We start from the raw sequence: 26303 nt of genomic DNA, 5'->3' as shown, positions 1-26303 counted from the left end.
CGTCCGATTCACTCGTCGACCGACGTCGCCTCGAGTCCGTCCTCGCCGAATCGCTTGGCCCGGAGGTATCGCGCCCGGTAGCGGTTCGCACCGTCGTTGACGTCGGCCTCGCGGATCTCGTCGACTCGCCCCTCAGCGACGGCGTCGATCAGTTCCTCGAGCTGGTTGCGTTCGCTGGTCGTCAACTCGAGTTCGTAGGTGCGTTCCTCCTCGGACTCGAGGACGGCCCACTTGCGAGCGGCGGCGATCACGAGCGAGCAGGGCTCGCGACAGGGGAACGGGCCGTCGCCGCCGTCGGCGTCCAGTTCGTCGCCGTCCTCGTACTCCCATTCCCGCCGACGGAGACACTGGGAATCGACGCAGCAGGCCTCTGTCATCCACTCGACGGCCTCGCGGGGGAGTTCGTCGATCACGTCGTAGATCCCGGTCTGTCGCTCGGCGGTCTCGAGCCAGTGGTCGACGTCGAGGGCCCCCTGCCGTTCCCGGTGCCAGTTGGCGATCGTCGCCGGATAGAAGAACCCGACCGCGTCGACGAGCTCGTCGCCCGAGAGACCGGTGAAGGCCCAGCCGGCGGGGAGCGTCGGTGCGGTCTTCAGCGGCCGATAGCGGCCGTCATCGTCGTGCGTCGCTATCTCCCGCGCGTCTCGTGGCTCGTCGTAGATCTCGAGGTCGGCGAGATCGCTGTCGGCGTCGTCGACGTGCCACAGGTCGTAGACGCGCTCGCCGTCGGGGTCGTCGATATCGACGAAACGGGACGTGATGGACAGCTGACCCCACTCGCGGTCGACACCGTCTCGCAGCGCGTCGTACCGTTCGGGGACGGCGAGGGGCGCGTCGACCGGGGCTTTCGAACCCTCGGCGTCCTCGGCGTCAGCGAGCGGCGCTCGTTCGCACCACCGGAGGAAGGCGCGTCGCGCGGTCCCCTCCCCGCCGACCGTCTCCTGCCAGTAGCGCCAGTTCGTGACGTACTCGTCGCTTGATTCGAGGGCGCGTCGAAACTCGGCTTCGTCGAGGCCGGCCCACCCGTTTTCCGACGTCTCGAGGCTGTATCCATCGGCCGCTCGGCCGACGCGCAGGTCGTCGAACGCCACGCCCGACGATGCGTGTTCGAGCAGCGCCTCGAGGTCGTCCGTCGCCACCGTCACGCGTCTAATCCCCCGCGCCCGCTCCGGCGTTCGGTTCGGGACCGGAATCGGCCCCGGTTTCGGCGACCGACGCGGCGAGTTCGCGGACCGCCTCGCGCGCGTCGCCGATGTCGGCTCCGGCGTCGGCCGCCCGCTCGAGGAGGACGTCGGCCAGCAGGTCCTCGGTGCCGACGGCGCCGGTGTACCAGATCCGGTGGCCGTCGACCTCGCTCGGTACGTCCCAGCCGAGTCGATAGTCCTCGGTCAAGCCCATGTCCTCGGGGATGTCCTCCTGGGTGTGGTAGCCGTCGGCGATGAAGAGGGGGACGACGACGATGTCGTCGCTCTCGAAGTAGTCCGTCACGTCGTCGACCTCCGGCTCCTCGTCCATGAACAACGCTTTCACCTCGTCGAAGCGGTCTCGTTCGGCGATTCGGTCGCTGTGGTACTCGATGGCCTTCGCTGAGTTCTCGTTGCGATCGGTGCCGTGGCCGACGACCGAGAGACCAAAGCCCTCCCCCACGTCCGGATTCTCGGTCGCGGTTTCGGCCCGCTGGACGATCACGTCCGTCATCGCGTCGTGCGTACCGACCGGACCGCAGTAGTGGATCGTCTTTCCGACGTCCTCGGCCTCGAGCGTGGCCTGCGATGCGCTGGTGCCGTCCGACTCCCACCTGTCGGGATCCCACTCCTCGAGGCGCAGTTCTCGCGGGATGATTTGCTCGGTGAAGTAGCCCTCGCTGATGAACAGCGGGACGACGAACACCTCGTCGGACTCGAGGGTGCGGATCACCTCGCGGAAGTGGGGCTCCTCCTTCCAGAACGCCTCGCGGACCTCGTCGAACGCGCCCGTCTCGCGGATCGTGTCCGCGTGGGCGTAGGTCGGATCCGAGGCGTCCGGATTCAGATGCGATCCGTGTGCCGCGATGACCAGCGCTTGCATGGCCGGCGCTTAGGAGGGAAACGGTATAGGGACTTCGCTGCCGGTCCGCGTCGCCGGCTCCGATGACGGCGTTTGGACCGGTTCGACCCCACAAACGACGGCTCTCACCACGGCACCGAAACGACGGCTCTCACCACGGCACCGAAACGACGGCTCTCACCACGGTACCGAAACGGCGAGTGTCACGACGGCACCGAAACGTCGGTTCGTGCCTCGCAGGATTCGCCGGTCGCTCGCAGCTCCGCGAGTGCGGCGTACTCGCCCGGTTCGGGAGCGGACCACTCCGCCTCGTAGGTCGCCGACTCGCCGGGAGCGAGGGTGTCCGAGCTGAGCACCTGCGCGAACACCCGTCCGTCGGTGAACCGCCAGACTTCCGCTCCGTCCGCCGCGAGCACGAACTCCGCCGGACACGCGTCCGTAAACTCGAGTTCGACCGTCTCGTCGCTGGCGTTGGTGACGGTGAACACGAACAACACGACGTCGCGCGCGTCGCCACCGGCCGTCTCGAGCGTTCCCTCGAGGCTCATGGCCGATCTTGGGGATCGCCGCGGATAGGTCTTGGCCGGCCCTCGCTGTCGAAAAATGGCGGGCGCTGAACCGTGCTACTTCGAGAGGACGACGTTGTCGAGGTAGCTCGTGTCGTCGCCCGATCGGTACTCCCCGCGGATCCGAATGGTTTCGAGATCCGCGAGGACCTCGCGGAAGCGCTCCTCGGTCGCGATCGGCTCCTGACTGGTCAGATCGATCCAGGTGGCCTCGGCCGAGAGCGGCGCTTCGAACGCCGTCCACTCCTCCCCCGGATTGCTGTCAGCTCCGCGGAACTCGTAGACCAGTTTCGCGTCGCCGCTCGCGAGCAGGATGTCCCCGCCTTCGACCGGTTCGGCGTCGAACTGTCGGTCGGTCGGAGCCTGTCGGAGATCGAAGGAGAGGGTCCCGCCGTAGAACGCTTCCCGGTCGCCCAGGAATTTGAACGGGGCCTGATAGTACCAGGCGACGCCCCCCTGGTTCTCTTCGTCGCTGACGTGGCCGCCGGGATTCCCGCCGCCGTCTCGGTAAACGGGACGATTGCTCCCGCCGTTTTGCGAGATGAGCCAGCCGTCGGCGTCTCCGTCGAACGTGCTCTCGATGCGGTCTGCCGACGCCGGATCGGCTTCGGCGTCGATATCGTCCGTGCGAATCGTCTTCGTGAACTGCTCGGTCCCGCGTTCGTCGTAGATCCCGATCGTCAGGGTTTCGCCCGACTCGTCGACGTCGACGGTGCCGAAGTTGGCGTACTCGCCCTTGGCGAAGAACTCCGTCGGATTGAGTGCGGGATAGAGATCGTCCGGTTCGCCGGCCGGCGCACCCAGCGGCCCCGCGATGGCCTCGACGAATTCGAACTCGCCGTCGTCGTCCGGATCGAACGCGCCCACGACCGACTTGTGAACGTCGCCCGCGACGACGACCAGGTTCGATATCGGCTCGGTCTGAACGTGTTCGACGACCTCGAGCAACTCCGCCTCGTAACCGGTTCGATCGGCCGGCGTCGCCCACGAGTCCGACGGATACCCCAGCGGGGCCGGCGAAGCGAGGAGCTTCCACGTCGCGTCGGAGTCGGCGAGGGCTCCCTTCAGCCACTCGAGTTGCTCGCGACCCAGCAGGGTCTTCGAGTCGAGGTCGACGTTCGGGTCGCGGTACTGGCGGGTGTCGATGACGAACAGTTCGACGTGTTTCCCCCAGCGGAAGGAATCGTAGAACCGGTTGGACTCGCCGGGTTCGGCGTCGTCGTCTCGGTCGAGCGGCCAGTACTCGCGGAAGGCTCGCCGTCCCTCGGGCATCAGCGGCTCGATCGGCCCCGCGAAGTTGTTGATGACCTCGTGATCGTCCCAGACGGTGTACACCGACGTCGTCTCGAGCAGCTCCCGCAGATTCGTCCGCTCCGCGATCTCTGCTGGCGGATCGCGCATCTCCTTGTACTTGTCCCGGTAGATCTCGAGCGCCTCGTCGATCGGGGTGTCCTCGGTGATCTTCCCGGCCGGCGTCTGCGCGTCGGCGTAGATCGTGTCGCCGTGATAGAGGAAGAAGTCCGGCTCTCGCTCGGCGATCGACAGCAGTCCGGGAAAGGGCGGCTCGATCGGGTCGTCCCCGTAGCCCCACGTGTCGCCGCTCCATGCGAAGCTGACGCTCGCCTCGTCGTCGGGGGCCGGTGCCGTCACGAACGTCCCGCTTTCGACCGCATCGGGAATCGCGTCGCCGGTCGCCCCCGCACCGTTTCGGCCGCCGCCTCCCGGTTTTTCCCGCCGCCCGCGTCCGCTTCGACCGGCTCGCTTCGAGCCGTCCCCTCCGCTTCGGCCTCGTCCTCGAGCACCCGCATCGTCGTCTCGGTCGCGCAGCGGTCGATACGTCGTCTCCGTCGTCGTGGCCCAGACGTGGTAGCGATACTCGGTGCCGGACTCGAGCCCCTCGAGCCGGACGTGGCCGGTGTAATCGGTCCCGCCGTCGACCGTCGTCCGATCGTAGCCGACGCTGTCGAACGCTCGGTCGTGACTGTACGCGACGTGTATCGTCGCATCGCGTTCCGAACGTGCCCAGACCGTCGCCGTCGTCGCGGTAACGTCGCCCGCGGCGACGCCGTGCGTGAGTTCGATGAGGGGACCGTCGCCTTCGTCACCGCTCCCGTCATTCGCCCGGTCCGCCCCCGCGTCCGCCGCTGCGGTCCCGACGAGGCCGGTCGACGCTGCGGCCAGCCCGATCGTCTGGAGAAATCCACGCCGGTTGTTCGTCGCCGAATCGTCTCGTCCGTTGGAGTGCGTGCCTGCCATGACTGCGGGCGATTCTCCCCCGGACCGGCACAATATCTTATATATTTTGTATAAATTGAAATATTGTAACCCGAGGCGAATTTATTCTCAGCCATACCGGTATGTACGCGGTCGTAGTCGCGGGAACCCGATCCCTGCCGACCAGAACCGAGTGAACGCTTTCGGCGCGGAGCGCTACGCCTATTTACGCCCGGTTCCAACGCGAACCCGTGCAACTGGTCGGCTACCGCTCGAGCGGGAACGGCTCGTCGCTGCTGGTGAGCGACGCCGCCGGGGAGATCGACCGCCGGCCGCTCGAGGCCGGCGCGGATCTCGCGTACTCACTCGGGGAGCGCCACTGCGCCGGGACGATCGACGAAGACGGCGCGCACGTCGCCTGCGATCGGCCGTCGGCCCCCTACTGCGAGTACCACACGAGCACGTGGGTCTGCGCCCGCTGTACCGGCACCTGCCTGAAAGACGAAATGGACTGTTACGAGGAGCACGCGGTCTACATCGCGGCCTTCGCCCCCGACACGTTCAAGGTCGGCGTCACCAAACGCCGGCGACTCGAGACTCGGCTGCGCGAGCAGGGAGCCGACCGCGCGGCCCACGTCCACACCGTCTCGAACGGCCGGATCGCCCGCGAGATCGAGGCCGAGATCGCCGAGCGGCTGGTCGATCGGGTCCGGACGCCGGCGAAGATCGCTTCGCTAGCCGCAACGGTCGACGAAGCGGCGTGGGCGAACGTGCTGGTAGAGTTCGACGTCCTCGAGCGGTTCGATTTCGACTACGGGATCGACCTCGAGGCCCGCCCGGTTCGCGAGACGATCGCTTCGGGGACCGTGGTAGGCGTGAAAGGGCGGGTAGTCGTGCTCGCAAACGGCGGGACGACCTACGCCGTGGACATGCGCGATCTGGTAGGGCACGACCTCGAGGAGGGCTCGTCGAATCGCGATCTGCAATCGTCGCTGGGATCGTTCGGGTAGCTATCACGTTCGGTCCGTCGTGCGTATCAAAGACATGGCAACCCTTTTCCCCGCCGCTCCAGAACCGATTGGTATGACGGACGAAAACGATTCCCCGGACGGAGAGGACGCTGGCGAGAATAGCGAGGAGAAATCCTTCCGCGAGCGAGTCGAGGAGATCCGCGAAAAGCGAGCCGAGGAGGGCGAGGGCGAGGGCGAAGCTCCCGAGAGCCCGTTCGGCGGCGGTGGCGGTCCGGGCGGCCCCGGCGGTATGGGCGGCGGCAATCCGTTCGCCCAGATGATGGGCGGCATGATGGGCGGCGGTGGCGGCCCCGGTGCCGGCCCGGGCGGTCCGGGCGCAGGTCCGGGCGGTCCCGGTGCCGGCGGGCAAGACGAGAGCAACGAAGAACTCGTCCGTGAAGTCCGACAGATGCGGGACGAACTACGCGATCAGACGCGCGCACTCAAGCGCATCGCCGACGCGCTCGAGGATCGATAACGTCACCGTCTCGTTTTCGACGCTTCTCCGGTCGATGAGCCACGCGAGAACCGCGCCCGCCGCGCCCGCACCGCCCGAACCCGACGCCGATCACTGCCTGACGCGGAGTCGGCCCTGCTCGTCGTATCGGAAGCCAGCGTCTTCGAACGCCAGTTGGACCGCGTTGGTGTTTACCTCCCCATCGGTCCCCAGGAACGGCGTTTCGGGGTCGCTCCCGTGCCAGTCGAGACTCTCGGGAACCCACTCGTCGGTGACCGGCGTCGCCACGGGTCGCGCGTTTCCGTGGAACACCTCCTCGACCAGCCACTCCTTGTCGACCAACTGCGCGAGGACGCGCCGGAACCGCGGGTTGCTAAACGGTGTGTTCCGCGCGTTGAAGCCGAGGAAGTAGAACGTCCACGAGGGCGACTCGACCAACTGGGCACCGTCGGATCTGCTGATGCCGTCGACGACGTTCGTCTCGAGCGCCGACAGCGTGATGTCGGCGTCGTCGTTCTCGACGGCCTGAACCGCCGTTTTACTGCTCGGGGCGATTCCGACCGAGAACTCGTCGACGGTCGGTGACGGCAGATCGACGCCGCGACCGAGCGTGAAGTGGGAATCGAACCGCTCGAACGTGAGTCGTTCGCCTTCGGTTCGGTCCACGAATCGGAACGGGCCGCTTCCGATCGGTTCCATATTGTTCGTCACGACCGCCTTCGTGGTCCCCTGAGCGATGCTGACGGCGCCCGGTCCTCTGGCCTCGGCTGTCCGGTCTCGCCAGACGTGTTCGGGGAGTATCGGAACGAGAAGGGCGCGTTCGCCGACCGCTCGATTCGTCCCGACCGTAATCTCGACGTGATTGCGGCTCCAGGCGTCGACCGTCTCGACGGAGTCGACCTGGCCGCGAAACCGGGGGGCTGGAGAGTCGATATCTCCGTCCGCCAGGGACATGTCTTTGAGAAACTCGTACGTGAACTCGACGTCGGCGGCGGTTACCGACGTGCCGTCGTGGAACTCGCACCCGTCTCGCAGTCGGATATCGATCGTCGACCCGTCCCACTCCCACGATTTTGCGAGCCACGGGCGGACGGTACCAGTGGGATCGTCCGTCGCCAGCGAGTCGTAGAGCAACTCGGTAATCGTTCCGCGACCGCGATAGTCGACCGCGAGCGGATTGAGGTTTTCCGTCGGTCTGGCATCCGTGTGGGTAGCGCGGAGCGTTTCGACGCCCGCCGACGGCTCGAGACCGAGATAGCCGCGACGGGTCGCGAGGTGGTCCTCGCTCCAGCCGGCGAATCGATCCGTTCTGACGGCCCGGTGTTCTTCGGGAACGCAGATCGGAACGAACGGCTGCTCGACCGCGATCGCCTCGAGTGCGCTCGTGACGGCGTCGCGTCGCTCATCGCCCTCGGCGTTGCGTTGCTTCTCGAGGAGGTCGTCGACGGCCAGGTTGGTGTAGCCGAACGGGTTTTGCCAGCCCGATTCCTCGGCGTAACGAGAGTACAACGCCTGGTAGAGGTAGTCGGGATCGGTTCCGCCGGGGTGGCGACTGATACAGATATCGAAATCGTGGTCGTACAGTACCGTCCGGTGGAAGTCGATGCCCGAACGGACGTCCAAGGAGACGTCGATTCCGGCGGCCGTGAACGACTGTTCCAGTTCGTTCGCGATCCTGACGCACGCTCTGTCGCTTTCGGCGGGGAGGGTGGTGATCGTCAGCGAGAGCTGGTCGATGTTGTCCCGGGTTACGAGATTCCGAAGGCGCTGCAGACAGCCGCTGGTCGAGACCGTCAGACCGGCGGTCGCAGCGAGCGCGGCCCGACGGCTGATGGATGTGCCGTCAGTGTCGCGGCTGTCGGGCGTCGGGCCCTCTCGTCGTCCGTTCATTTCGGTCGTCTCTTATCATTACCCGGCACGATATAACAGTATTATGTTCCCCGTGGGTATGAGATGTCGCTGACGGCGCTCGACCGGAGTGGATCGGCTGTGGGAATCTCGTCGGCGCTGTCGGACCGTACTCGCCGCGTTCACTCCTGTTCCTGACTCGAAGGGAGTCGCTCCTGCAGCCAAGGGAACCGGTCGCCGTACTTCTCAGTTAGCTCCTCGAGTGACCAGCGACCGACGAGCCGATGGGAGAGGGTGACACAAAGGGCGGCGAGCAGCAATCCCGCAGTGACGTCGATTCCCCAGTGGATTCCGAGGTACATCGTCGAAATCGCGACGCTCGCCGCCAGCACGACCGCGATGGGGAGCCACTTCGGAAACGCGGACCGCGTTTCCCACGCGAACGCCGCGACGGTCGCCGAAAGCGAGGTATGAAGCGACGGGAAGACGTTCGTGCTGGCGTTGACCTCGCGGGTGAGATACTGGTACTCCGGGTTCGTGTTGTACAACATCCGCTCCATGAGGTCGGCGGGCATTAGGTTCCGGGGTCCGTACGCGATCACGAAGATATACAGGACGAGACCGATCGCGTAGTTGAGCGCGTAAGCCGTCAACAGCCGGCGGAAGACCCGGGTATCGGAGAGGGTAAAGTAGGCGATAACCGGGAAGATCAGTAAGAACGTGTAGCCGTAGACGTAGACCGACGAGAAGTACGCCGACACCTCCGGAGTCTGAATCGTCTGAAAGATCAGGATAAACTCCCCTTCGATGTTGTAAAACGCCGACGTCAGGCGGATCCCGATCTGTCGCGAGAGCTTCGGTGCGGTCTGTCGGGCGACGCGGTTGATCAGTAAGACGACGATCAACACGGCGATCACGGGAGCAGACGTCTTGAGCCGAGTCCGCCACTCCGAGCGCGTTCGAGCGAGGCGCTCACGGCCGATGAAGACGATGATCGACACCGGCACCAGAATCGCGATTACAACGACGACTTGAGTCAGCACCTCGGCGAGCATCGCACCTAGTAGCCCCCAAGCAACCGACCGTTATCATCGTACCGGAAGCCGGCGCTCTCGAACGTCGCTTTCGCCGCTTCGGCGTTGAGTTCTCCGTCCGACCCGATGAACGGCAGAACGGGGTCTTTGCCGTTCCACTCGAGGCTCTCGGGAATCCACTTGTCGGTGACCGGCGTTGCAACGGGAGTCGCGTGTCCGTAGAACACGTCCTCGACGATCGCTTCCTTGTCGATCAATTGCGAAACCGCGCGTCGGAAGTGCGTGTTGCTGAAGGGTGCGTTGCGGACGTTGAATCCGATATGGTAGAAGGTTCTCGAGGTGGATTTCAACTGTTCAACGTCCGAAGAGTCGGGAAGCGCGTCCAACGTGTATGCGGAGAGCATCGAGGCCGTCACGTCCGCATTTCCGTCGGCAACCTGGCTGATCGCTGACGCGCTGCTGGGGGCGATATCGAATCGGAGCTCGTCGACGGTCGGTCCGGGGAGATCGACGTCCTCACGGAGCGTAAAGTGGTCCTCGTATCTGGTGAGGCGGAGTTGCTCGTCTTGGGTTCGACTGTCGAACTGGAACGGGCCGCTTCCGACCGGCGGGATGTGGTCCCCCGTGACGGCGATCCACCGGCCTTGCGGTGCGGTGAACTCGCCGTCGGCAGCCCGTCCGTCTACCAGATCGTGCCAGTAGTGTTTCGGCAGGATCGGGACGGTAAACGCCCGCTCAGCGACCTCTCGGCTGCCCTTGAACGTGAACAGCAACTCGTACTCGCCGTCGACGGCGTCATCGTCGACGGAGATCTCGTCGATCACGTCGACGTGGCCCTGATACCGCGGTGCCGGCGACGAGGGTGCCCGTCCGAGCGACGTGTCTTCGAGGAACCGATAGGTAAAGGCGACGTCCTCGGCGGTCAGTGGCTCGCCGTCGTGGAACTGACAGTCTTCGTGAAGGGTGACCGTCGCAGTCAGTGCAGACTCCTGCTCGCTGGCATCCGGTTCCGTCCAGTCCCAGGATGTGGCCAGCCACGGCTCTATCTCGCCGTTGTTGACCGTCGCCAGCGAATCGAAGAGCAGGTCGATAGTCGTGTTTCGCTCGCGCATCGTCGCCGAGAGCGGATTGAGGTTGCTCGTCGCGCGAGCGTCGGTTCTGAGCGCGTGAAGCTGATCGACGCCGTCCGCTGGCTCGAGACCGAGATAGCCGTGGCGGGTCGTGAGATCGGCTTCGTTCCAGCCGTCGAACCGACCAGCCCTAGCGAGGCGATACTCGTCGGGTATACAGATCGGATCAAACGGTTTCGCCTGTGCCAGCGCTTTCAGGACCGATTGAACGTCTCGCTTCCGCTCATCGCCCTCGGAGCGACGCTGTCGCTCCAGTAGCGTGTCGAACGCGATATTGGTGAGTCCGAAGGGGTTTTGCCAGCCGGCTTCGTTCGCGTACGTCGAGTGAAGCGTTTCGTAGAGGAAGTCCGGATCGTAATCGGCGGGGTGGAGACCGACGTAGATATCGAAGTCGTGATCGATCAGGACCGCTTTCAGCATTTCCGATTGCGAGCGGACGTCCAGTGTGACCGCCATGCCCGCCTTCTTGAGGTTGCTCTCGAGACGGCGAGCGATCTGGATACTCTGCTTGTCGGCTTCCGCCGGGACCGTCGCAATAGAGAGCGATAGCTGATTATCACCGGCCTGACCGACCACGCTTCGCACGCTGTTCATACAGCCGCTCGTCGTAATTGCAGCCCCCGTTGCGCCGGCTGCCAGGAACGACCGCCTGCTGAGACCGTCGTCGGGGAGGGTGGGGTTCCAATTCATAGCGTTATGTAGCACCTCCTATCATGTGATATATAACAATATTGCGTACTACGACTGAAGACGTGTCACCGTAAAGAATCTTTCTACTCGAGAGTAGATCCTCCTCGGACGCGTAGTCGTGTGATAAGTTACCGGCACACTGGGGTAGCTGTCCGCGATCTGACGCCGGTTTCGGAGCGCAACATCAATAGGTCGACCGACGAAACGTCGAGTATGGACGTCGCCGGTGAACGAATCGAGCGGCTTCACGACCTCGCTCGAGCGGCGGCAGCGGACGGCGACGCCGACCGAGCTCGCTACTACGTCCGCCTCGCGCGGCGAGTCGCGGAGCGAAACCGGCTCACGCTGCCCCTCGCGTTTCGCCGGTTCACGTGCGACCGGTGTGACGCGTATCTCCGGCCGGGAGCTAACGCTCGCGTCAGGTTACGGGACGGTCACGTCGTCGTCACCTGCGACTGCGGTGCGCACGCGAGATATCCGTACGAGGACTGCGTCTCCGATGAGAACTGAACCGCGACCGCTGGTTGGCACGACCGACTGACGGTCGAATCGCGACGACGCGGACACTCCGCTGCCTGTCCGTGCCGAATCGAGAAGATTGAAACCGCTCCTCTTCCTTTCACGGGTATGGACCAACAGGAACTCAAGCGCCGCGCACACGACCTCGACGTTACCGTCTGGGTCGGCAAGAGCGGCATCGATGCCGTCGTCGACGAACTCGACGACCAGCTGACCGACAGGGATCTCGTGAAAGTAAAATTCCTGCGGGCAGCCCGCGCCGGTAGTTCGACCGAGGAGAAAGCGGCCGACCTCGCCGAGCGCGTTCACGCGGACCTCATCGACACGCGCGGGCACACCGCAGTGTTGCATCGATGAGCGGCGGTTCCGTACTTCCCCTTCAGAACGGGGATACGGACCTCGGGCTGATCGGCAAGGCGCTCGAGGACGCGTGGCTCACCCAGGCTCAGGCCGGCATGGCCGAGGGAGTGATCCGATTCGTCGTCGCGCTCGCAGTGATCTGGGTGGTCGGTCGGTTGGTGCTCGTCCCGCTAGTCAGGCGAGCCCTCGACAGGCGCGAACTGGACGAACACGCCCAGAACCCGCTGTTATTGCTCACCCGGTTCGGGATCGGATTCCTCGCGCTCGCCGTCGCCTTCGGCTTTGCCGGCTTCGGCAACTTCCTCGTCTCGATGGCCGGTATCGCGGCGGCCGGCGCGCTCGCCGTCGGGCTGGCGATGCAGAACGTTATCTCGAACTTCGTCGCCGGCGTGTTCATCTACACGGACAAGCCGTTCCGCATCGGCGACTGGATCGAGTGGGATGACGGCACCTACTCGGGCACCGTCGAGGACATCAGTCTCCGCGTGACCCGCGTCCGGACGTTCGACAACGAACTGCTCACGGTTCCCAACTCGGCGCTCACCGAGGGCGTGCTCAAAAACCCCGTCGAGGCCGACAAACTCCGGCTGAAGTTCGTCTTCGGTATCGGCTACGACGACGACATCGAGCGGGCGACCGAAATCATCGTCGACGAGGCCCGACGCCACCCCGACATCATGGACGACCCCGAACCCTCCGTTCGCCTGACCGAACTGGGCGACTCCGACGTCGGCCTCCAGTCGCGGATCTGGATCTCGAACCCGTCTCGTGCCGACTTCGTTCGAACCCGCGGTGAGTACGTCACCGCGGTCAAACGTCGCTTCGACGAGGAGGGGATCGACATCCCCTACCCCGTCCGCACGCTCGAGGGCGGACTCGACCTCGAGAACAGCAAGAGCGTCGTGCAACCAGCGGAGTAGCGGCGCAAAGTCTCTCCATCGTTCCGTCCGTTCCCCGCCGATCGACCTACGAGATGTCCTGAACGGTCGCGTTCTCCGGCGGCTCGAACGTGAACGTCTCGTCGTCGAGACCGGTGTTGAACGAAACCGACTCGAACTGATCGGTCATGACGATGCGCTCGCCGTTTGGCTCCTCGAACACGACTCGCTCTTTGAGCGGATAGTCGTACTCCGTGTCGATCCACAGCGTCTGTTCGACGGCCTGCAGGTCGTCTTTCGGGTCGCTCGTCTCGAGAGCGTAGACGTACTTCGTGTCGCCGACGATCGCCGAAATTCCTCTTTCGACGGTCTCGTTTTTTGCTTCGACATCCAGAACGTATGCGTCCCGGCCCGCGATCTGCTCCGTGCCTTGATACTCGAGATCGTACTTGTCGACCTTCTCCGCGGCCATCTCGGCCCGGTCCGATCGGACCGCGTCATCGTCGAACGGCTCGTCCGGCTCGAAGTACTGAGCCACTCCCGAGTCGGGGAAGTAGAACCAGTTCATCCTCGCGTTCGAGACGTAGATGTTCCCGATCGCGGCGGAGTCCGACGCCTCGAGCACCTCGGTCCGCTCGTCGACGTACGGCCGTTTCTGGACGCGTTCGAGTTCGGTGACGGTCACCGACCCGTTGGTCACCTCGGTCGTCCGATTCCCCTGCACGTCCTCGAGATCGTCGGCGTGGACGAACGCGCCCTCGAACACCGCTTCCGGATCGGGACCGTCGGAATCGGCGAGATCGTCGGGATCGTCGGGACCGCTCGAGGGAGCGTCGAATGCGATGCAGCCACTGAGGAGAACGCCCACGACAATGACTCCGAGAACGGCTGCGAATCGACGGGTCGTCATTAGTTTACACAGTTAGAAGAATTACCGTAAGTGTTTCTGTTGCTGTGTCTGGAGAGAAGACTGCGTCGTGACTCGAGTTGAATCACACAGTCAGTGGCCGGGAGCGCGGTTCGAACGACAGTGAGAGCCGCGCGACCCGGGGAAGGGCAGGCGGCTACCCGGTACGACCGCGAGCGAAGCCGTGCGCGGCGCTACGCGCCGCGAGAAGTCGAACGGCCGGAGGCCGTGAGACCGGGTGAGCGAGCGGGCCGACGACTGATGTGAAGTGAGCAGGGCGAACGGAACGGAAGGAGGAGTGCTTTTAATCGAAATTTTGTCGAGCGAGCGAGGCGCGTAGCGCCGCCGCTCGCGCAGAACAAAATTTCGTCTAGTATGAATGCGGACAACCCCGATTGCCCGGCGTTCCGACCGGGGGAATCTCGGTTGCCTTCTCCACCCCGCAACCCGTCGAGCGACAGGTGTCCGGCGGTCCACTGCTCGCTTCCGCGCCTGATGGGCTGTCGCCGACTAACCACGATGGGGCGTCCCTGCGGACGGCCATCGTAGACCGCTGTCCCCGACGGACGAGGCTTCTCTGTTGGCTCCCGAGGCCCCGGTCGGTCTGACCGGACGCCCGCGGTGTTCGGTCCCCGCTAATGACCATAGCGCGGGTAACGAGCAGGGCCAAACTGCCCGACCTAGTCCATCTCACAGTAGCCGGGTGAAACGTAAGGGTCTTTCGTCTTTCATCCAGCCAGCCGCGTGAAATCGGACGGAAAGCTAGCGGCCGAACAGCCCCCTCTGTTCCGTCAGGCCGTCGCGAACGCGGCCGCGAAACGCACAGGATTCGGGGCCAGCGCGTCGGCGCCCGAAACGCGGTTCATCCCCGGGCTAGCCGAAACGATCAATTACGAGTAGTATATATCTGTGACTGTCAGTTTCGAATATGAATCGGCGGCAGTTCATCAAAACGACAGGTGGGGGAACGATAGTCGGCGGTGCGTTACCGTACTCGGCGGGACTCGCTCGAGGCACCTCGGGGATGCAGTCGCAGGCTCTCGGTACCGACTGGTCCCGAACGTTCGATCGAGGCGGCGACGAGACCGCGACATCGGCGGCGGACGGCTCGGGTGACGGCTACCTGTTCGCCGGCCGGACGACGAGTGGCGGCGGTCGTGACGCGTGGGCGCTCAAAACCGACGGGAGCGGGCGCGAAACGTGGCAGAAGACGTTCGGTGGCGGCGCACACGACTGGATTTCGGCGGCGACGCCGGCCGACGGCGGCTACCTCTTGGCAGGCCAGACCGCCTCTCGAGGGAACGGCCAGCTCGACGCCTGGCTGGTGAAGCTCGCGGCCGACGGCACCGAACAATGGGGGCGGCCCTACGGCGGCACGGGGGACGACCGCGCCTCGTCGGTGTTGTCCGAACCCGGCGGCTACGTGTTCGCGGGCGGGACGAAGTCTGCGGGTAGCGGCGGCGTCGACGCCTGGCTCATGGGGGTCGACGAAAGCGGAGACGGCGACTGGAACGAGGTCTACGGCGGCTCCGGCGACGACTGGGTGTTCGACCACGTGCGGACGGACGACGGGGGGTATCTGCTCGTCGGCGAAACCGACTCCGCGGGAAGCGGTGGCCGCGACGCGTGGGCGCTCGAAACCGACGGCGAGGGGACCGCGCAGTGGAATCAGGTCTACGGCGGGAGCGCGGACGATTACGCACGTGCTGTCGTGCGCGCTCACGACGACGGCTACGTGTTCGCCGGCGGGACGAAGTCCGCCGGGAGCGGCGGGACGGACGGCCTGATCGTCGGGATCGATTCCACCGGAGCCGAGACGTGGCGAAAGCGGGTCGGCGGACGCGACGACGATCGATTCACGTCGCTGGTCCGGCACGGAGAGGGGTATCTCGCCGTCGGCTCGACCGCCTCGGTCGGTCGCGGCCAGCAATCGACGTGGGTCGTGAAGCTCCTCGCCGACGGCAGGGTCGGCTGGCAGACAACCTACGAGACGAGCGATACCGACTACGCCAACGCCGTCGTCGGCGGTGACGATCCGCTCGTGGTCGGAGCGCTCGAGCGGAGCGGAACCGGGAGCGCGCGGCTGGTGAAACTGGCGGGCGCATCGAACACCGGGGAACCGACCGCTGATTTCTCGGTCACGCCGACGCCACCCGAGACGAGCCTGGAAACGCGGTACGAGGATGCGGGCTCGAGTACGACGAACGGGACCATCGCGACTTACGAGTGGGACACCGACGGCGACGGCGAGTTCGAGGAAGTCGGCGAGTCGGCGACACACGCCTACGAGCAAGTGGGGGAGGTACCCGTGACGCTTCGTCTCCGGACGAACGCCGGAGCGACGACGGAGACGACGAAGACTCTCGACGTCCGGGTCGCGCGAACGAGCGCCCTGCGGGAGCACGCTCGCGAGGTCGACGACGTGACCGTGACCGAGCTCGACCACGAAACGACGGTCGCGTCGGCGGTGTCGCGACTCAACGATCGGGTTAGAAACGATCGGCTTCCGCTCGAGACCGCGGAAGGAGCGACCCAGCGGTTGGTTCTGGCCGAGACGTTCACGGTGGACGTGATCGGCGCGCTCGGCTCGGAACCGTACGAACAGTCGACCGAGGAGTACGATCTCGCTGGCCATACGGCCGAACTCGTGCTCTCCTTGCTCGTCGACCTCGCGATGATTGCCGTGAGTTTCGCCGGCGGAAAACTCGGTACGTATATCGCTGACAAGCTTCCCTACCTCTCTGGATACGTCGACGACCTGGTGGGGAAACTCGACGACGCGGTCGCGAAACTCGCGGACTACGCCGCGGATCTGAGCGGCGAAGCGAGCACCGCGCTGAAGGAGTCGTCCGAGGAGATCGCGAAGGGGGCCGTCGACACGCTCACCGAAGAGACCGGCGGCGAGGTCACGAAGCTCGCACTCGGGGAGTATATCGACGAGCAAATATCGGCGTTTCAATCGACGGTCGCCGACACGTTGCGGCGACCGGTCGAGTATACCGTCGAGACGGACGGCGACGAAATCGACGACGACTACGACAATAGACTCGACGACGGGCTCGCACTCGCGTACGCTCGGCTCGATCCGGACAGGCTCGGTCGAGAGGGACTCCGCGGCTCACTAAGCGGTGCGCGGACCGCGGTCAACGACGGCGTACTGGCAGTCACCGACGAGCTTCGGACCGCCCACGCCGGTCTCCAGGCGATTCAGGACACGCTCGACGAGTTCGGTCTCTTCGAAAATCTCGCGGATGCGTACGCGGCGCTCACGGAGGGTGATGCGGTCGAGACGATTCTCGAGATTCTGTGGGCGATCGGCTCGCTCGTCGGGGACATCGTCTCGGCGATATACGACCTGCTCGGAGCCGGATACGGCGTGAAAACGATGCAGGATATCGCGAACGTTCACTACGAGACGGTCGACGGTATCGTCGAGGGAGCACCACGAACCCACCGATGAGCGACGAGATACCCGCGCTACTCGAGCGGTTCGAGTCGCGAATCGATGCCGAGGAGCACGAGTCGGCAGCCGAGACGCTGAACGAGATCGCAGAGGCGTTCACCGGGACCGAGCGAGAGAACTCGCGTGTCTACGTCCAGTCGCTGGCAGCCAGCGGTCGCGCGGACGACGAGGAGGCGCTGACGGCGTACGCGGAGTCGGCAGCGACGCTCGACCTGCGGCGGTCGCAGTTCTTGTTGCAAGCGGCCGTCTATCTCTCCGCGCCGGCGGACTTCGAGGAGTCAACGCTCAGGTCACGCATCGGCGAACTCGAGGACGCCGAATCGACGACGGTCGAGCGGCGAACCGCCGCCGAATCGACCGTCGAGTCGGTGACGTTGCCGCCCCAGCCAGTGATTATCGACGTCGAGGGGCCGCGCCGACTGTCCGTCGGCGAGACGGCGACGCTGGACGTGGTGGCGGCGAACGTCGGCGACGAACCCACCGCATCCGTGACGGTAACCGGCAGTTCGGGAGATGGGCTAACGGTCGAGCAAGAACCACAGACGATCGGACGAATACAGGCCGGTAGCGACCGTCCGGTCGAGGTTTCGATAACCGGTCGGACGGCCGGCGAGTACACTCTTTCGCTCGAGATCGCAGCGGACGGTTCGGTGGCCAGCACGGAATCGGTGACCGTCGCCGTCCTCGAAGCGGGCGATACGGATAGTACGACGGACTCATCGGGCGACGGACGGGATGACGGCGACAACAGCGGGCTACTGCCCCTCGTCGGCGGTGCCGGTCTCGGCGCGCTGGGAGGTGGTGGGGCGCTGTACAGGTACCTCTCGAGAGGGAGCGAATCGGACGCGGAGACGGACACGAACACGGGGACGGATGACTGATTCAACACGAGACCACGACAGCGACAGGCGAAGCGTTTCCCGACGCCGATTCGTATCGGCGACGGCGGTCACTGGTAGCGCGCTCGCGACCGGGCGCACGGCTGCACAGAGCGACGGAAATAACGAGAGCGGTGGTGGGAGCGCCGTCAACGTCGGAAACACCGACACGATCGAGAACGCCGACGAGGTCCGGTTCGACGAGGCGATTCCCGTCGGCGACCTCGCGCAGTTGTTCATCGAGTTCGATACGCCCGATCACCCGGTCGTCGGAACCGACGTTCGGTTTCAGGGGGTCGTCCTCAACGCGGTGACCTCGGACGAGGAGCGAACGACCGTCTCCGCCAATCTCGAGTGGGACGAGTTCGAGTGGGAGGGAGATCGCATACTCAGCCCGCTGTTCGAACCGATGGCGTGGGTGAGCGGCGACGGCGTTTCGCTCGACTCGTCGTTCTACGACGAGTATCAGCTTGTGCGCCTCGCGGGAACCGCGGACGCGGATCAGCGCTTCTTCGATCGGTACGGATCCGTCCCCTACGTCTGGGCCGTCGTCCCCGCGACGGAGTCCGTTCGATCCGGGACGGTCGTCGACGTGACCGGGACGGTCGAATACGCGGGGAGAGACGACAGTACGGTCGAGTTCGACGCGAGCGGCGTCTATCTCACCGTCACCGACCTGGTCGATCGCGGCCAGCGAACCACGCTCTCGGCGAGTACCTCGAGCGGCGATCGCGCGTCGTTCCTCGGGACCCAACTCCGAACCCAGCCCCGGCTGACGACCGGCCTCGCCGACCTCGAGTATTCCTACGAGACCGAGTTCCCGCGGCCGGCGGGCGGGTCGGTCGTTTCTCACGAGGGACAGATCGAATCCGCCGAGTACGAGAGCGGCGGCGTCGATACGGCGTCGATGCAGACGACGGGACAGCGGATCGTCGTCGGGGAGACGCGCCCGGGACGATGGGACGCCGATAGCGGGGGCGACGGCGATTCCGCGGAGACCGAGTTTCCCAACACCGTCGCGGTACTGGACACGTCGGGAAGTATGGACCGGCGCGACACCGTTTCGGGTGACTCCAGAATAGCGGTGGCCAAGCAAAGCGCCCGATCGCTCGTCAACTTCGTCGAGAACGGCAACAAACTCGGAATCGTCGAGTTCGACTATCGAGCGACGACGGCCTCCTCACTCGAGTCGCTCGACGAGGACGCTCGGGGCGCCATGAAAGACGATATCGACCGTCTCTCTCCGAACGGGGGGACGTCGATCGGCGCGGGGCTGCGAGAGGCCCTCGATCTGCTTCGGGGTACGACCGGGCCGAAATCGATAATCTTGCTCTCGGACGGGGAGCAAAACGAGCCGCCGTCGCCGGATTCGATCCTGCCGGAGCTGAAGTCACTCGGCGTGACGATCTACACGATCGGAATGGGGTCAGCGGCGGGGGAGACGCTCCTCGAGCGTCTGGCCGACGAAACCGGCGGCCAGTCCGCGTTCAGGCCGGAGCCGGGAGAGATTCGGCAGGTGTTCCAGCAGTTCTCGATCTCCGTTCAGAACCGCTCTCAGATCACTTCCGAGCGAGCGGAACTCACGGAGGGCGAGACGGCCTCGGGCAGCGCTACCGTCGACGGCAGCTGCGACGAGGTGCAGTTTTCCCTCTCGTATCCCGGGAGCAAGATCACGTTACAGCCCGAGACGCCCACCGGTGAACCGCTCTCAGAGGGCGACGGCGTCATTCACCGCGTCGGAGAGACGAGCGAGATCTGGACCGTCGAGGAGCCCGAAACCGGCGACTGGTCGTTCACCATGACCGGCGAACAGCTCTCTCGGCCCGAGGCGGCGACGACCGAGGTCAGTGCGGACTCGCCGATCGACGCCGACCTGTTCATCAGCGATTTCCACTACGAGCAGACGGGGATGTTCCGCATCGAGTTGAAGGCCACGAACGGAGAGCGACGCTACACCGGCGGTGACGTCACTCTGACCGCGACCAACGGCGACGAGACCGAGGAGATCTCCCTCCGCGACGACCGCGGCGGTCCCGATCCGGTCGGTAACGACGGTATCTACACGGGGTATTTCCATCCGGAATCGACGGGCGAGTACGCGTTTTCGGCCGCCATCACCGGCGGCGAGGTGGCCGATCTGCAGCGGGACTTCACCCGCCGACTGCAGGTCGACGAGGTCGTCGCCCCGATTCGGCCGTACCGCGAGCGCGAGCCGCTATCGAGCGACACGTCGTCGACCGGCCTGCTCGAGCGCCTCGAGCAGTACGCGCCGATCGCCGGGGTCGCCGCCGTCGGGGCGATCCTGGCCAAGCGCTACTGGCTCGGCGAAGACGACGGAGCCGGAACTGACGCCGAAATCGGGGCCGGGTCCGATACTGAAAGCGATGTCGAGGCAGAAACTGACGCCGAGGCCGAGACTGCGACCGATACCGAGACCGGAACTGACGCCGGGGCCGGAATCGAAGCCGGAAGTGGCGAGCAGCAGTAACTCGCGGTTGCCAATCGACGTGAGTCCGGTTTTCGGTCGAACGGGATTCGCCTGTCGATTGCTTTTGCTGCCACGGGATGGACCGGTTCTCGTCCCCCGACAGCTGCGCCGGTCAGGACGCGAACGCTCACCACGAAAAACGCCGCGAGCCGCGGCGAATGGCAAACCGGCGAACGACCGATTCTCACTCCGCTTCGGCACCCTCGAACGCGTCGTCGAACTCGTCCGTCGTCGCCCCGAACTCACCGGCTGGCTCGGGTGAGACCGCCTCGAGCGCTCGGTCGAAGTGGTCCGCGGTCAGTTCGATCGCCTCGACGTCGCGCTCCTCGCCGGTCGCCTCGGCGCGGACGTGTTCGCGGACCGCGATCGTCGCGGCCTCGCGGCAGACGGCCTCGACGTCTGCACCGGTGTAGCCCTCCGACTCGGCCGCGAGATCGTCGAGATCGACGTCGTCGGCGAGCGGGCGCTCCTGCGTATGGATCGCGAAGATCTCGCGGCGGGCGTCCTCGTCGGGGTCGCCGACCTCGACGTGACGATCGAGTCGACCCGGTCGGAGGAGCGCGTCGTCGATCAGTTCGGGCCGATTCGAGGCCGCGATGACGACGACGTCCTCGAGCGCCTCGAGGCCGTCGAGTTCGGTCAGGAGCTGGGAGACGACGCGCTCGCCGACGTTGGAGTCGCCGACGCCGCTGCCGCGCTCGCTGGCGATGGCGTCGATCTCGTCGAAGAAGACGATCGTCGGCGCGTTCTCGCGGGCCTTGCTAAAGACCTCGCGGACGCCCTTCTCCGATTCGCCGACGTACTTGTCGAAGAGCTCGGGACCCTTGACCGAGATGAAGTTCGACCGGGACTCGTTGGCCACCGCCTTGGCGAGCAGCGTCTTGCCGGTTCCCGGCGGGCCGTGCAGCAAGACGCCCTTGGCGGGCTCGAGCGCGACTCGCTCGTAGGCGTCGGCGTGTTCCATCGGCCACTGGACGCTCTCGCGGAGGCGCTCTTTGGCCTCCTCGAGACCGCCGACATCCTCCCAGCTGACGTCGGGAACCTCGACGAAGACCTCGCGCATCGCGGAGGGCTCGATCCCCCGCATCGCGCTCTTGAAATCGGCTTCGGAGATCTCGATGGCCTCGAGCGCCTGCGCGTCGATCTCCTCGGACTCGAGATCGAGTTCTGGCCGGACCCGCCGCATGGCGGTCATCGCGGCCTCCTTCGCGAGGTTCTCGAGGTCGGCACCGACGAACCCGTGCGTTGACTCGGCGTAGCGCTCGAGGTCGACGTCCTCGGCCAGCGGCATGCCGCGGGTGTGGATCTGGAGGATCTCCTCGCGGCCCGCGGCGTCGGGAACGCCGATCTCGATTTCGCGGTCGAACCGGCCGGGCCGGCGCAGCGCGGGGTCGATGGCGTCGACGCGGTTGGTCGTCCCGATGACGGTGATCTCGCCGCGCTGCTCTAAGCCGTCCATCAGACTGAGGAGTTGCGCGACGACGCGGCGCTCGACGTCGCCTTGCACGTCCTCGCGCTTGGGTGCGATGGAGTCGAGTTCGTCGATGAAGACGATCGACGGCTCGTTCTCCGCGGCCTCCTCGAAGACGTCGCGGAGCTGCTCCTCGGACTCGCCGTAGTACTTCGACATGATCTCCGGGCCCGAGATAGTCTGGAAGTGGGCGTCGATCTCGCTCGCAACCGCGCGGGCGATCAGCGTCTTTCCCGTGCCCGGCGGCCCGTGCAGCAGGACGCCCTTCGGCGGCTCGATGCCGAGCGCCCGGAACAGCTCGGGGTGGCGCATCGGCAACTCGATCATCTCGCGGACCCGCTCGAGTTCGTCGTCGAGTCCGCCGACGTCCTCGTAGGTGACGTCCGGCGGCTGGCCGTCGGCGTCGCCGCCCGCCTCGAGCGGGCCGGTCGCTTCGACAGAGAGCTCGTCGGCGTCGCGCTCGGTCACCGCGACCTCGGTCTCGCCGCCGACGACGACTGAGCCGCTCGGGTCGGTGTCCACGACGGTAACCGGGAGCCGCCGGCCGGAGCGCGTCGAGAGGAGCCCGAAGCCCAGCGAGAGCGAGAACGTGTCGCCGGGGCTGACGGCCCGTTCGGAGAGTTTCTCCTTGAGATACGAGCCGACGTCGCCCCGAATCCGGACGTTTTCGGGCAGCGCCAGCGTGACCCGCTCGGCCGGTTCGACATCGGCGGCCTCGACGTCGACCGCGTCGTCGATGCGGACGCCGGCGGCCTGCCGGAGCTGGCCGTCGATGCGAACGATACCCCGACCGGTGTCCTCGCTGCGGCCCGGCCAGACGCGCGCGACGACGCGGCCTTCCGGCCCCTCGAGCGCGACGAACTCGCCGCTCGAGACGTTGAGTTCGGCCATCGTCTCGCGGTCGATCGCGGCCAGACCGCTACCTGCGTCCTTCCGTTTGAGCGGTTTCACTCGGAGTCGCATGGTCGTGAGTTGGGGTGGCGATGGGTACCGCTCGCCGACGCGTTCGAACGCGCGAACGACGGAATCAGGACAGGAGCCGACCGATCGACGCGCACGAAACGTCAAACGCGTCGACGGTGAGGTGGTTCACCGGATAGATCCGGGAAGCGGTCCACCGGCGGTGAGCACGGAGATGAGGGCGGTCGATTCGACCGTACCGAGTCGGGGCGCGATTAGCCCTCGAGCGGGATCTCCTTCCCCTGGGCGGTCGACTCGGCGGTCGGCAGCCGGACCTCGAGGACGCCGTTCGTGTACTCGGCGGCGATCTCGTCGTCGTCGACGGTTTTGGGGAACCGGAACCGACGGTGGTAGGTCTTCTTGCGCCCGCGGTTCTCGTCGGCGTGTTCGGCGGCGATGTTCAGGACGCCGTCGTCCCACGCCAGATCGATCTCGTCGGTCTCGAAGCCCGGCATATCGATCGTGAGGACGAACTCGTCGTCCTCCTCGTACAGTTCGTAGTCGCTGCCCCCGGTCTCACCGAACAGCTGAGACGGGAGGTCGAGGCCTTGCATCCACGTGCTGGGTGGGCTCGCTCGCACCATGGCTGTTCACCTCGAGTTCAGTTGATGATTGTCCGCGGTTCGTAATAAATTTGTTGGATCATGCCATATGGTGCCAACCACTAGTGGAACGCGAGCGAGCGGAGGAAAAGGCCCATTAGTTACCCGACACATCCTTCGGGTATGGGACTCGGCAGCACCGCAAAGAAGATTCAGGGCATCTCGGATCGAGCGGAAGCGATGTACAAACAGGTACAGAAACTCCAGCAGCGCATCACGGGGCTGGAAGAGGAGATGGACGAAACCCACGACACGGTCGCGCGTATGGACCATCAGCTCACCGAACAGCGCGCGCTCTTGCTCGCCATCGCCGAGGAACAGGGGATCGACGGCGAGGAAATCCTGGCGGAGGCGGCGATCGACGAAGCCGAACTCGAGGACGAGGGCGACGAGTCGGCGACCAATGCGGAGACGACGGCCGAGGCGACCGCGGGCGACACGAGCGCCGAATAACGGCTCGAAACTCCCGCCGTTTCGTCCGGTCACGCTCCCGGCTTCGGGCACGCTTCGGGACAAGAGCTAACAGCGGGGGTGCCTTTTGCCAGCATGATGACGACCCACGAGGAGCCGGCGGACTCGGTCCTCGAGACGATCGGTCGAACGCCGCTCGTTCGGCTGCAAGACGGGCCCGCGGACGTGCCGATCTACGCGAAGCTCGAGACGTTCAACCCCGGAGCCAGCATCAAAGATCGGATCGGCCGCTACATGCTCGAGCGCATGCTCGAACGCGGCGACGTGCCACCGGGCGGAACGATCATCGAGCCGACGGCCGGCAACACGGGGATCGGGCTGGCGATCGCGGCCGAGCAACTGGGGCTCGAGTCGATCTTCGTCGTTCCAGAGCGGTTCAGCGTGGAAAAACAGCAGCTGATGGCAGCGCTGGGCGCGGAGGTCATCAACACGCCGACGGACGACGGCATGGACGGTGCGATCGCGCGCGCTCACGAACTCGCCGCGGAACTCGAGGACGCCGCCGTCCCCCAGCAGTTCTCGAATCCGCTGAATACGGAAGCCCACTACGAGACGACTGCACCCGAGATCTTCGAGGCGCTCGACGGCCGGGTCGGCGCGGTCGTCGCCGGCTGTGGCACCGGCGGCACGCTCATGGGAATCGCTCGCTACGCCCTCGAGCGGGACCCGGAGACCCACGTCGCTGCCGTCGAGCCCGAGGGATCGGTGTACGGCGAACTCCTCGGCGAGGACCGCGCGGAAGCCGAGTACAAGACCGAGGGGATCGGCACCCACGATACCGCGACCAACGAACTGTTCGAGCCCGAACTGGTCGACGCGGTCGACGCGATTTCGGACCGCGACGCCCACGACGAACTCAAACGCCTCGCCCGCGAGGAGGGGCATCTGGTCGCCTCGAGTGCGGGTGCCGCGAGCGTGGCGTCGAAACGGGTCGCCGAACGGATCGACGACGGCGACCTCGAGGTTCCCCACGAGACGGTCGTGACGGTCTTCCCCGACTCGAGCGAGCGCTACCTCTCGAAGGGAATCTACCGCTCGTTCGAGGAGTGGACGTCGTAGATCGCCGTCGGACTGAGACACCGACCGACGATCGGTCCCGATGCGGCCGCTAACCAGTACACTCTTTTGAGTTCCCCGGAAGGAGTTGGTATGAGCCGGCTGTCGGACTCCCTCCGGTCCGAAGCGGACCTGCCACCCGCCCTTCGGTCGAAAGTCGACGCCTACGCCGACCAGGGTGGGCTGTTGGGTGCGTTCACGTACTTTTTCACGGTTCTCGAGACTGACGACGAAGCTCTCGCCGAAACGCTCGCGTCGATCCCGACCGATCTCTTCGTCACGAGCGCGCTCCACGACGATGCGATCGACGAGGCCGACGAGTGGGGCGCGGATCGAAAGCAGCATCTGAACGAACACGTCTCGGTCGGCGATCTCGCCTTCGCGAACGTCGCCGCCGCCGTCGCCGAGACGCCGGCCGACGTCGACCTGCGCCCGGTGCTCGAGACCGTCCGCGAAATCGGGTCGGGCCAGCTCGCGGAGGAGGCGTTCGACGCGACGACGGCCACCGTCGACGATGCGATCGCTCGCATCGAGGAGCGCGGCGGCATCTGGGGGGAGCTCGCGGTCGAGCTCATCGCGGCTCTCGGCCGCTACTCCGACGCGCAACTCGAGCACCTGCGGACGATCGCGACGAACGGCCTGTTCGTATTGACCGTCATCGACGACGTCGCTGATCTGCCGGAAGACGTCGAGAACGACGTCGCGACGCTGCCGCTCGTCTGCTTCGACGGGGACCTCGACGAGTACCGCTCGACCGAGTCGCTGATCGAGGCCGTCCTCGCGTCCGACGTTCCGGACCGACTCGAGGAGCTCGTCGCCCGGCGTCGGGCCGCGATCGACGCCGCCGCGTCAGAGCTGTACGCGTCGCTCGACCGGCCGAACGAAGCGCTGCTCGCGGCCGCCGCTCGAGCGCTCACGTGGTACTGCGAGTCGGTCTGTTCGATTCCGATAGCCGACACCGTCTCGTCGGACCGGCGACGAGCGATTCGTGACCGGCTGACGGGTGACGAACGCTCGACGCGTCGGTACGTCGCCGAGCGCGTCGGAGAAACCCAGTACCAGACTGCCGTCGACGTCGACGAAATCGGTTCGACCGTCACCGAACTCCCCGACGAACCGGTCGTTCGAACGGCGATTCGACTGCGACACCTCGAGTCGATCGTCGACGGCGTGATGCACACGACCCTCGACGACGCGCTGGCCGAACTTCGAACGGCGTCCGGGTCGGTTTCGTAACCGATCGGTTCACGGCGGC

Annotated in this window: 21 protein-coding genes and 1 other RNA gene; 11 read left to right on the top strand and 11 right to left on the bottom strand. The window is 65.6% G+C overall.

What is annotated here, in order from left to right:
* Positions 1-8: 8 nt before the first annotated feature.
* From AC0QDI_RS06510 to AC0QDI_RS06495, 4 genes are all read right to left on the bottom strand, one after another.
* Positions 9-1145: a DR2241 family protein gene (locus AC0QDI_RS06510; protein ID WP_474666415.1), complete on the bottom strand. Its 1137-nt coding sequence runs from the start codon at positions 1143-1145 to the stop codon at positions 9-11.
* Positions 1146-1149: 4 nt separating this feature from the next.
* Positions 1150-2067, bottom strand: a complete 918-nt coding sequence (locus AC0QDI_RS06505) for a CbiX/SirB N-terminal domain-containing protein (protein ID WP_474666413.1) — start codon at positions 2065-2067, stop codon at positions 1150-1152.
* Between the two features lie 182 nt (positions 2068-2249).
* Positions 2250-2594 carry a BsuPI-related putative proteinase inhibitor gene (locus AC0QDI_RS06500; RefSeq protein ID WP_474666411.1) on the bottom strand — a complete coding sequence of 115 codons (345 nt, stop codon included), beginning with the start codon at positions 2592-2594 and terminating at the stop codon, positions 2250-2252.
* Between the two features lie 75 nt (positions 2595-2669).
* Positions 2670-4868: an alkaline phosphatase D family protein gene (locus tag AC0QDI_RS06495; protein ID WP_474666409.1), complete on the bottom strand. Its 2199-nt coding sequence runs from the start codon at positions 4866-4868 to the stop codon at positions 2670-2672.
* A gap of 209 nt (positions 4869-5077) precedes the next feature.
* Here AC0QDI_RS06495 and AC0QDI_RS06490 point away from each other — a divergent pair, with 209 nt between their 5' ends.
* Both AC0QDI_RS06490 and AC0QDI_RS06485 read left to right on the top strand, forming a co-directional pair.
* The gene (locus tag AC0QDI_RS06490) at positions 5078-5836 is read left to right on the top strand and encodes a DUF2797 domain-containing protein (RefSeq protein WP_474666407.1); all 759 of its coding nucleotides are present in this window, start codon (positions 5078-5080) and stop codon (positions 5834-5836) included.
* A gap of 73 nt (positions 5837-5909) precedes the next feature.
* Complete coding sequence (locus tag AC0QDI_RS06485; protein ID WP_474666405.1) at positions 5910-6314, top strand: hypothetical protein; 405 nt, start codon at positions 5910-5912, stop codon at positions 6312-6314.
* Between the two features lie 90 nt (positions 6315-6404).
* On the opposite strand, the gene AC0QDI_RS06480 is transcribed toward AC0QDI_RS06485, so the two are convergent.
* From AC0QDI_RS06480 to AC0QDI_RS06470, 3 genes are all read right to left on the bottom strand, one after another.
* Positions 6405-8183: an ABC transporter substrate-binding protein gene (locus AC0QDI_RS06480; protein WP_474666403.1), complete on the bottom strand. Its 1779-nt coding sequence runs from the start codon at positions 8181-8183 to the stop codon at positions 6405-6407.
* A gap of 140 nt (positions 8184-8323) precedes the next feature.
* Positions 8324-9196, bottom strand: coding sequence for a phosphatase PAP2 family protein (locus tag AC0QDI_RS06475; RefSeq protein WP_474666401.1), 873 nt, complete (start codon positions 9194-9196; stop codon positions 8324-8326).
* Between the two features lie 5 nt (positions 9197-9201).
* On the bottom strand, positions 9202-10995 hold the full coding sequence (locus tag AC0QDI_RS06470; RefSeq protein ID WP_474666399.1) for an ABC transporter substrate-binding protein: 1794 nt from the start codon (positions 10993-10995) through the stop codon (positions 9202-9204).
* Between the two features lie 213 nt (positions 10996-11208).
* On the opposite strand from AC0QDI_RS06470, the gene AC0QDI_RS06465 reads away from it, so the two are divergent.
* The 3 genes from AC0QDI_RS06465 to AC0QDI_RS06455 all read left to right on the top strand — a co-directional run bounded on the left by AC0QDI_RS06465 (position 11209) and on the right by AC0QDI_RS06455 (position 12794).
* The gene (locus AC0QDI_RS06465) at positions 11209-11505 is read left to right on the top strand and encodes a ribonuclease P protein component 4 (protein WP_474666397.1); all 297 of its coding nucleotides are present in this window, start codon (positions 11209-11211) and stop codon (positions 11503-11505) included.
* A gap of 117 nt (positions 11506-11622) precedes the next feature.
* Complete coding sequence (locus AC0QDI_RS06460; protein WP_474666395.1) at positions 11623-11871, top strand: YhbY family RNA-binding protein; 249 nt, start codon at positions 11623-11625, stop codon at positions 11869-11871.
* Positions 11868-12794 (top strand): mechanosensitive ion channel family protein, encoded by a 927-nt coding sequence (locus AC0QDI_RS06455; protein WP_474666393.1) that lies wholly within the window; start codon positions 11868-11870, stop codon positions 12792-12794. Before AC0QDI_RS06460 ends, AC0QDI_RS06455 begins: the two co-directional genes overlap by 4 nt.
* A gap of 46 nt (positions 12795-12840) precedes the next feature.
* Here AC0QDI_RS06455 and AC0QDI_RS06450 read toward each other — a convergent pair whose 3' ends face one another.
* Positions 12841-13662 carry a LolA family protein gene (locus AC0QDI_RS06450; RefSeq protein WP_474666391.1) on the bottom strand — a complete coding sequence of 274 codons (822 nt, stop codon included), beginning with the start codon at positions 13660-13662 and terminating at the stop codon, positions 12841-12843.
* Between the two features lie 376 nt (positions 13663-14038).
* Positions 14039-14350: signal recognition particle sRNA (ffs, locus tag AC0QDI_RS06445), an RNA gene on the bottom strand.
* Positions 14351-14587: 237 nt separating this feature from the next.
* Here ffs and AC0QDI_RS06440 point away from each other — a divergent pair.
* The 3 genes from AC0QDI_RS06440 to AC0QDI_RS06430 are packed head-to-tail and all read left to right on the top strand — an operon-like array spanning position 14588 to position 20488.
* Positions 14588-17119, top strand: coding sequence for a PKD domain-containing protein (locus AC0QDI_RS06440; protein WP_474666389.1), 2532 nt, complete (start codon positions 14588-14590; stop codon positions 17117-17119).
* Complete coding sequence (locus AC0QDI_RS06435; protein WP_474666387.1) at positions 17116-18003, top strand: COG1361 family protein; 888 nt, start codon at positions 17116-17118, stop codon at positions 18001-18003. The genes AC0QDI_RS06440 and AC0QDI_RS06435 overlap by 4 nt, the downstream gene beginning before the upstream one ends.
* Positions 17996-20488, top strand: a complete 2493-nt coding sequence (locus AC0QDI_RS06430) for a vWA domain-containing protein (RefSeq protein WP_474666385.1) — start codon at positions 17996-17998, stop codon at positions 20486-20488. Before AC0QDI_RS06435 ends, AC0QDI_RS06430 begins: the two co-directional genes overlap by 8 nt.
* Before the next feature lie 184 nt (positions 20489-20672).
* Here AC0QDI_RS06430 and AC0QDI_RS06425 read toward each other — a convergent pair whose 3' ends face one another.
* Complete coding sequence (locus tag AC0QDI_RS06425) at positions 20673-22922, bottom strand: CDC48 family AAA ATPase (RefSeq protein WP_474666383.1); 2250 nt, start codon at positions 22920-22922, stop codon at positions 20673-20675.
* A gap of 212 nt (positions 22923-23134) precedes the next feature.
* Positions 23135-23503 carry an Hsp20/alpha crystallin family protein gene (locus tag AC0QDI_RS06420; protein WP_474666381.1) on the bottom strand — a complete coding sequence of 123 codons (369 nt, stop codon included), beginning with the start codon at positions 23501-23503 and terminating at the stop codon, positions 23135-23137.
* A 141-nt stretch (positions 23504-23644) separates the two neighbouring features.
* Here AC0QDI_RS06420 and AC0QDI_RS06415 point away from each other — a divergent pair, with 141 nt between their 5' ends.
* The 3 genes from AC0QDI_RS06415 to AC0QDI_RS06405 all read left to right on the top strand — a co-directional run bounded on the left by AC0QDI_RS06415 (position 23645) and on the right by AC0QDI_RS06405 (position 26284).
* Positions 23645-23974 carry a DUF5798 family protein gene (locus AC0QDI_RS06415; protein WP_474666379.1) on the top strand — a complete coding sequence of 110 codons (330 nt, stop codon included), beginning with the start codon at positions 23645-23647 and terminating at the stop codon, positions 23972-23974.
* A gap of 96 nt (positions 23975-24070) precedes the next feature.
* Complete coding sequence (locus tag AC0QDI_RS06410; RefSeq protein WP_474666377.1) at positions 24071-25051, top strand: PLP-dependent cysteine synthase family protein; 981 nt, start codon at positions 24071-24073, stop codon at positions 25049-25051.
* 90 nt (positions 25052-25141) lie between these two features.
* Positions 25142-26284 carry a hypothetical protein gene (locus tag AC0QDI_RS06405; protein ID WP_474666375.1) on the top strand — a complete coding sequence of 381 codons (1143 nt, stop codon included), beginning with the start codon at positions 25142-25144 and terminating at the stop codon, positions 26282-26284.
* The last annotated feature ends 19 nt before the right edge of the window (positions 26285-26303 follow it).

This window comes from Natrinema sp. LJW11 (assembly GCF_056135975.1).
Note: the sequence above shows the minus strand (reverse complement) of the source record. Positions and strands in the feature narration are given on the sequence as shown.

Bases quoted from the DNA above. Each gene is read 5' to 3' on its own strand.
- AC0QDI_RS06505 (WP_474666413.1), bottom strand. From the start codon at position 2,067: ATGCAAGCGCTGGTCATCGCGGCACACGGATCGCATCTGAATCCGGAC.
- AC0QDI_RS06500 (WP_474666411.1), bottom strand. From the start codon at position 2,594: ATGAGCCTCGAGGGAACGCTCGAGACGGCCGGTGGCGACGCGCGCGAC.
- AC0QDI_RS06495 (WP_474666409.1), bottom strand. From the start codon at position 4,868: ATGGCAGGCACGCACTCCAACGGACGAGACGATTCGGCGACGAACAAC.
- AC0QDI_RS06485 (WP_474666405.1), top strand. From the start codon at position 5,910: ATGACGGACGAAAACGATTCCCCGGACGGAGAGGACGCTGGCGAGAAT.
- AC0QDI_RS06480 (WP_474666403.1), bottom strand. From the start codon at position 8,183: ATGAACGGACGACGAGAGGGCCCGACGCCCGACAGCCGCGACACTGAC.
- AC0QDI_RS06475 (WP_474666401.1), bottom strand. From the start codon at position 9,196: ATGCTCGCCGAGGTGCTGACTCAAGTCGTCGTTGTAATCGCGATTCTG.
- AC0QDI_RS06470 (WP_474666399.1), bottom strand. From the start codon at position 10,995: ATGAATTGGAACCCCACCCTCCCCGACGACGGTCTCAGCAGGCGGTCG.
- AC0QDI_RS06465 (WP_474666397.1), top strand. From the start codon at position 11,209: ATGGACGTCGCCGGTGAACGAATCGAGCGGCTTCACGACCTCGCTCGA.
- AC0QDI_RS06460 (WP_474666395.1), top strand. From the start codon at position 11,623: ATGGACCAACAGGAACTCAAGCGCCGCGCACACGACCTCGACGTTACC.
- AC0QDI_RS06455 (WP_474666393.1), top strand. From the start codon at position 11,868: ATGAGCGGCGGTTCCGTACTTCCCCTTCAGAACGGGGATACGGACCTC.
- AC0QDI_RS06450 (WP_474666391.1), bottom strand. From the start codon at position 13,662: ATGACGACCCGTCGATTCGCAGCCGTTCTCGGAGTCATTGTCGTGGGC.
- AC0QDI_RS06440 (WP_474666389.1), top strand. From the start codon at position 14,588: ATGAATCGGCGGCAGTTCATCAAAACGACAGGTGGGGGAACGATAGTC.
- AC0QDI_RS06435 (WP_474666387.1), top strand. From the start codon at position 17,116: ATGAGCGACGAGATACCCGCGCTACTCGAGCGGTTCGAGTCGCGAATC.
- AC0QDI_RS06430 (WP_474666385.1), top strand. From the start codon at position 17,996: ATGACTGATTCAACACGAGACCACGACAGCGACAGGCGAAGCGTTTCC.
- AC0QDI_RS06425 (WP_474666383.1), bottom strand. From the start codon at position 22,922: ATGCGACTCCGAGTGAAACCGCTCAAACGGAAGGACGCAGGTAGCGGT.
- AC0QDI_RS06420 (WP_474666381.1), bottom strand. From the start codon at position 23,503: ATGGTGCGAGCGAGCCCACCCAGCACGTGGATGCAAGGCCTCGACCTC.
- AC0QDI_RS06415 (WP_474666379.1), top strand. From the start codon at position 23,645: ATGGGACTCGGCAGCACCGCAAAGAAGATTCAGGGCATCTCGGATCGA.
- AC0QDI_RS06410 (WP_474666377.1), top strand. From the start codon at position 24,071: ATGACGACCCACGAGGAGCCGGCGGACTCGGTCCTCGAGACGATCGGT.
- AC0QDI_RS06405 (WP_474666375.1), top strand. From the start codon at position 25,142: ATGAGCCGGCTGTCGGACTCCCTCCGGTCCGAAGCGGACCTGCCACCC.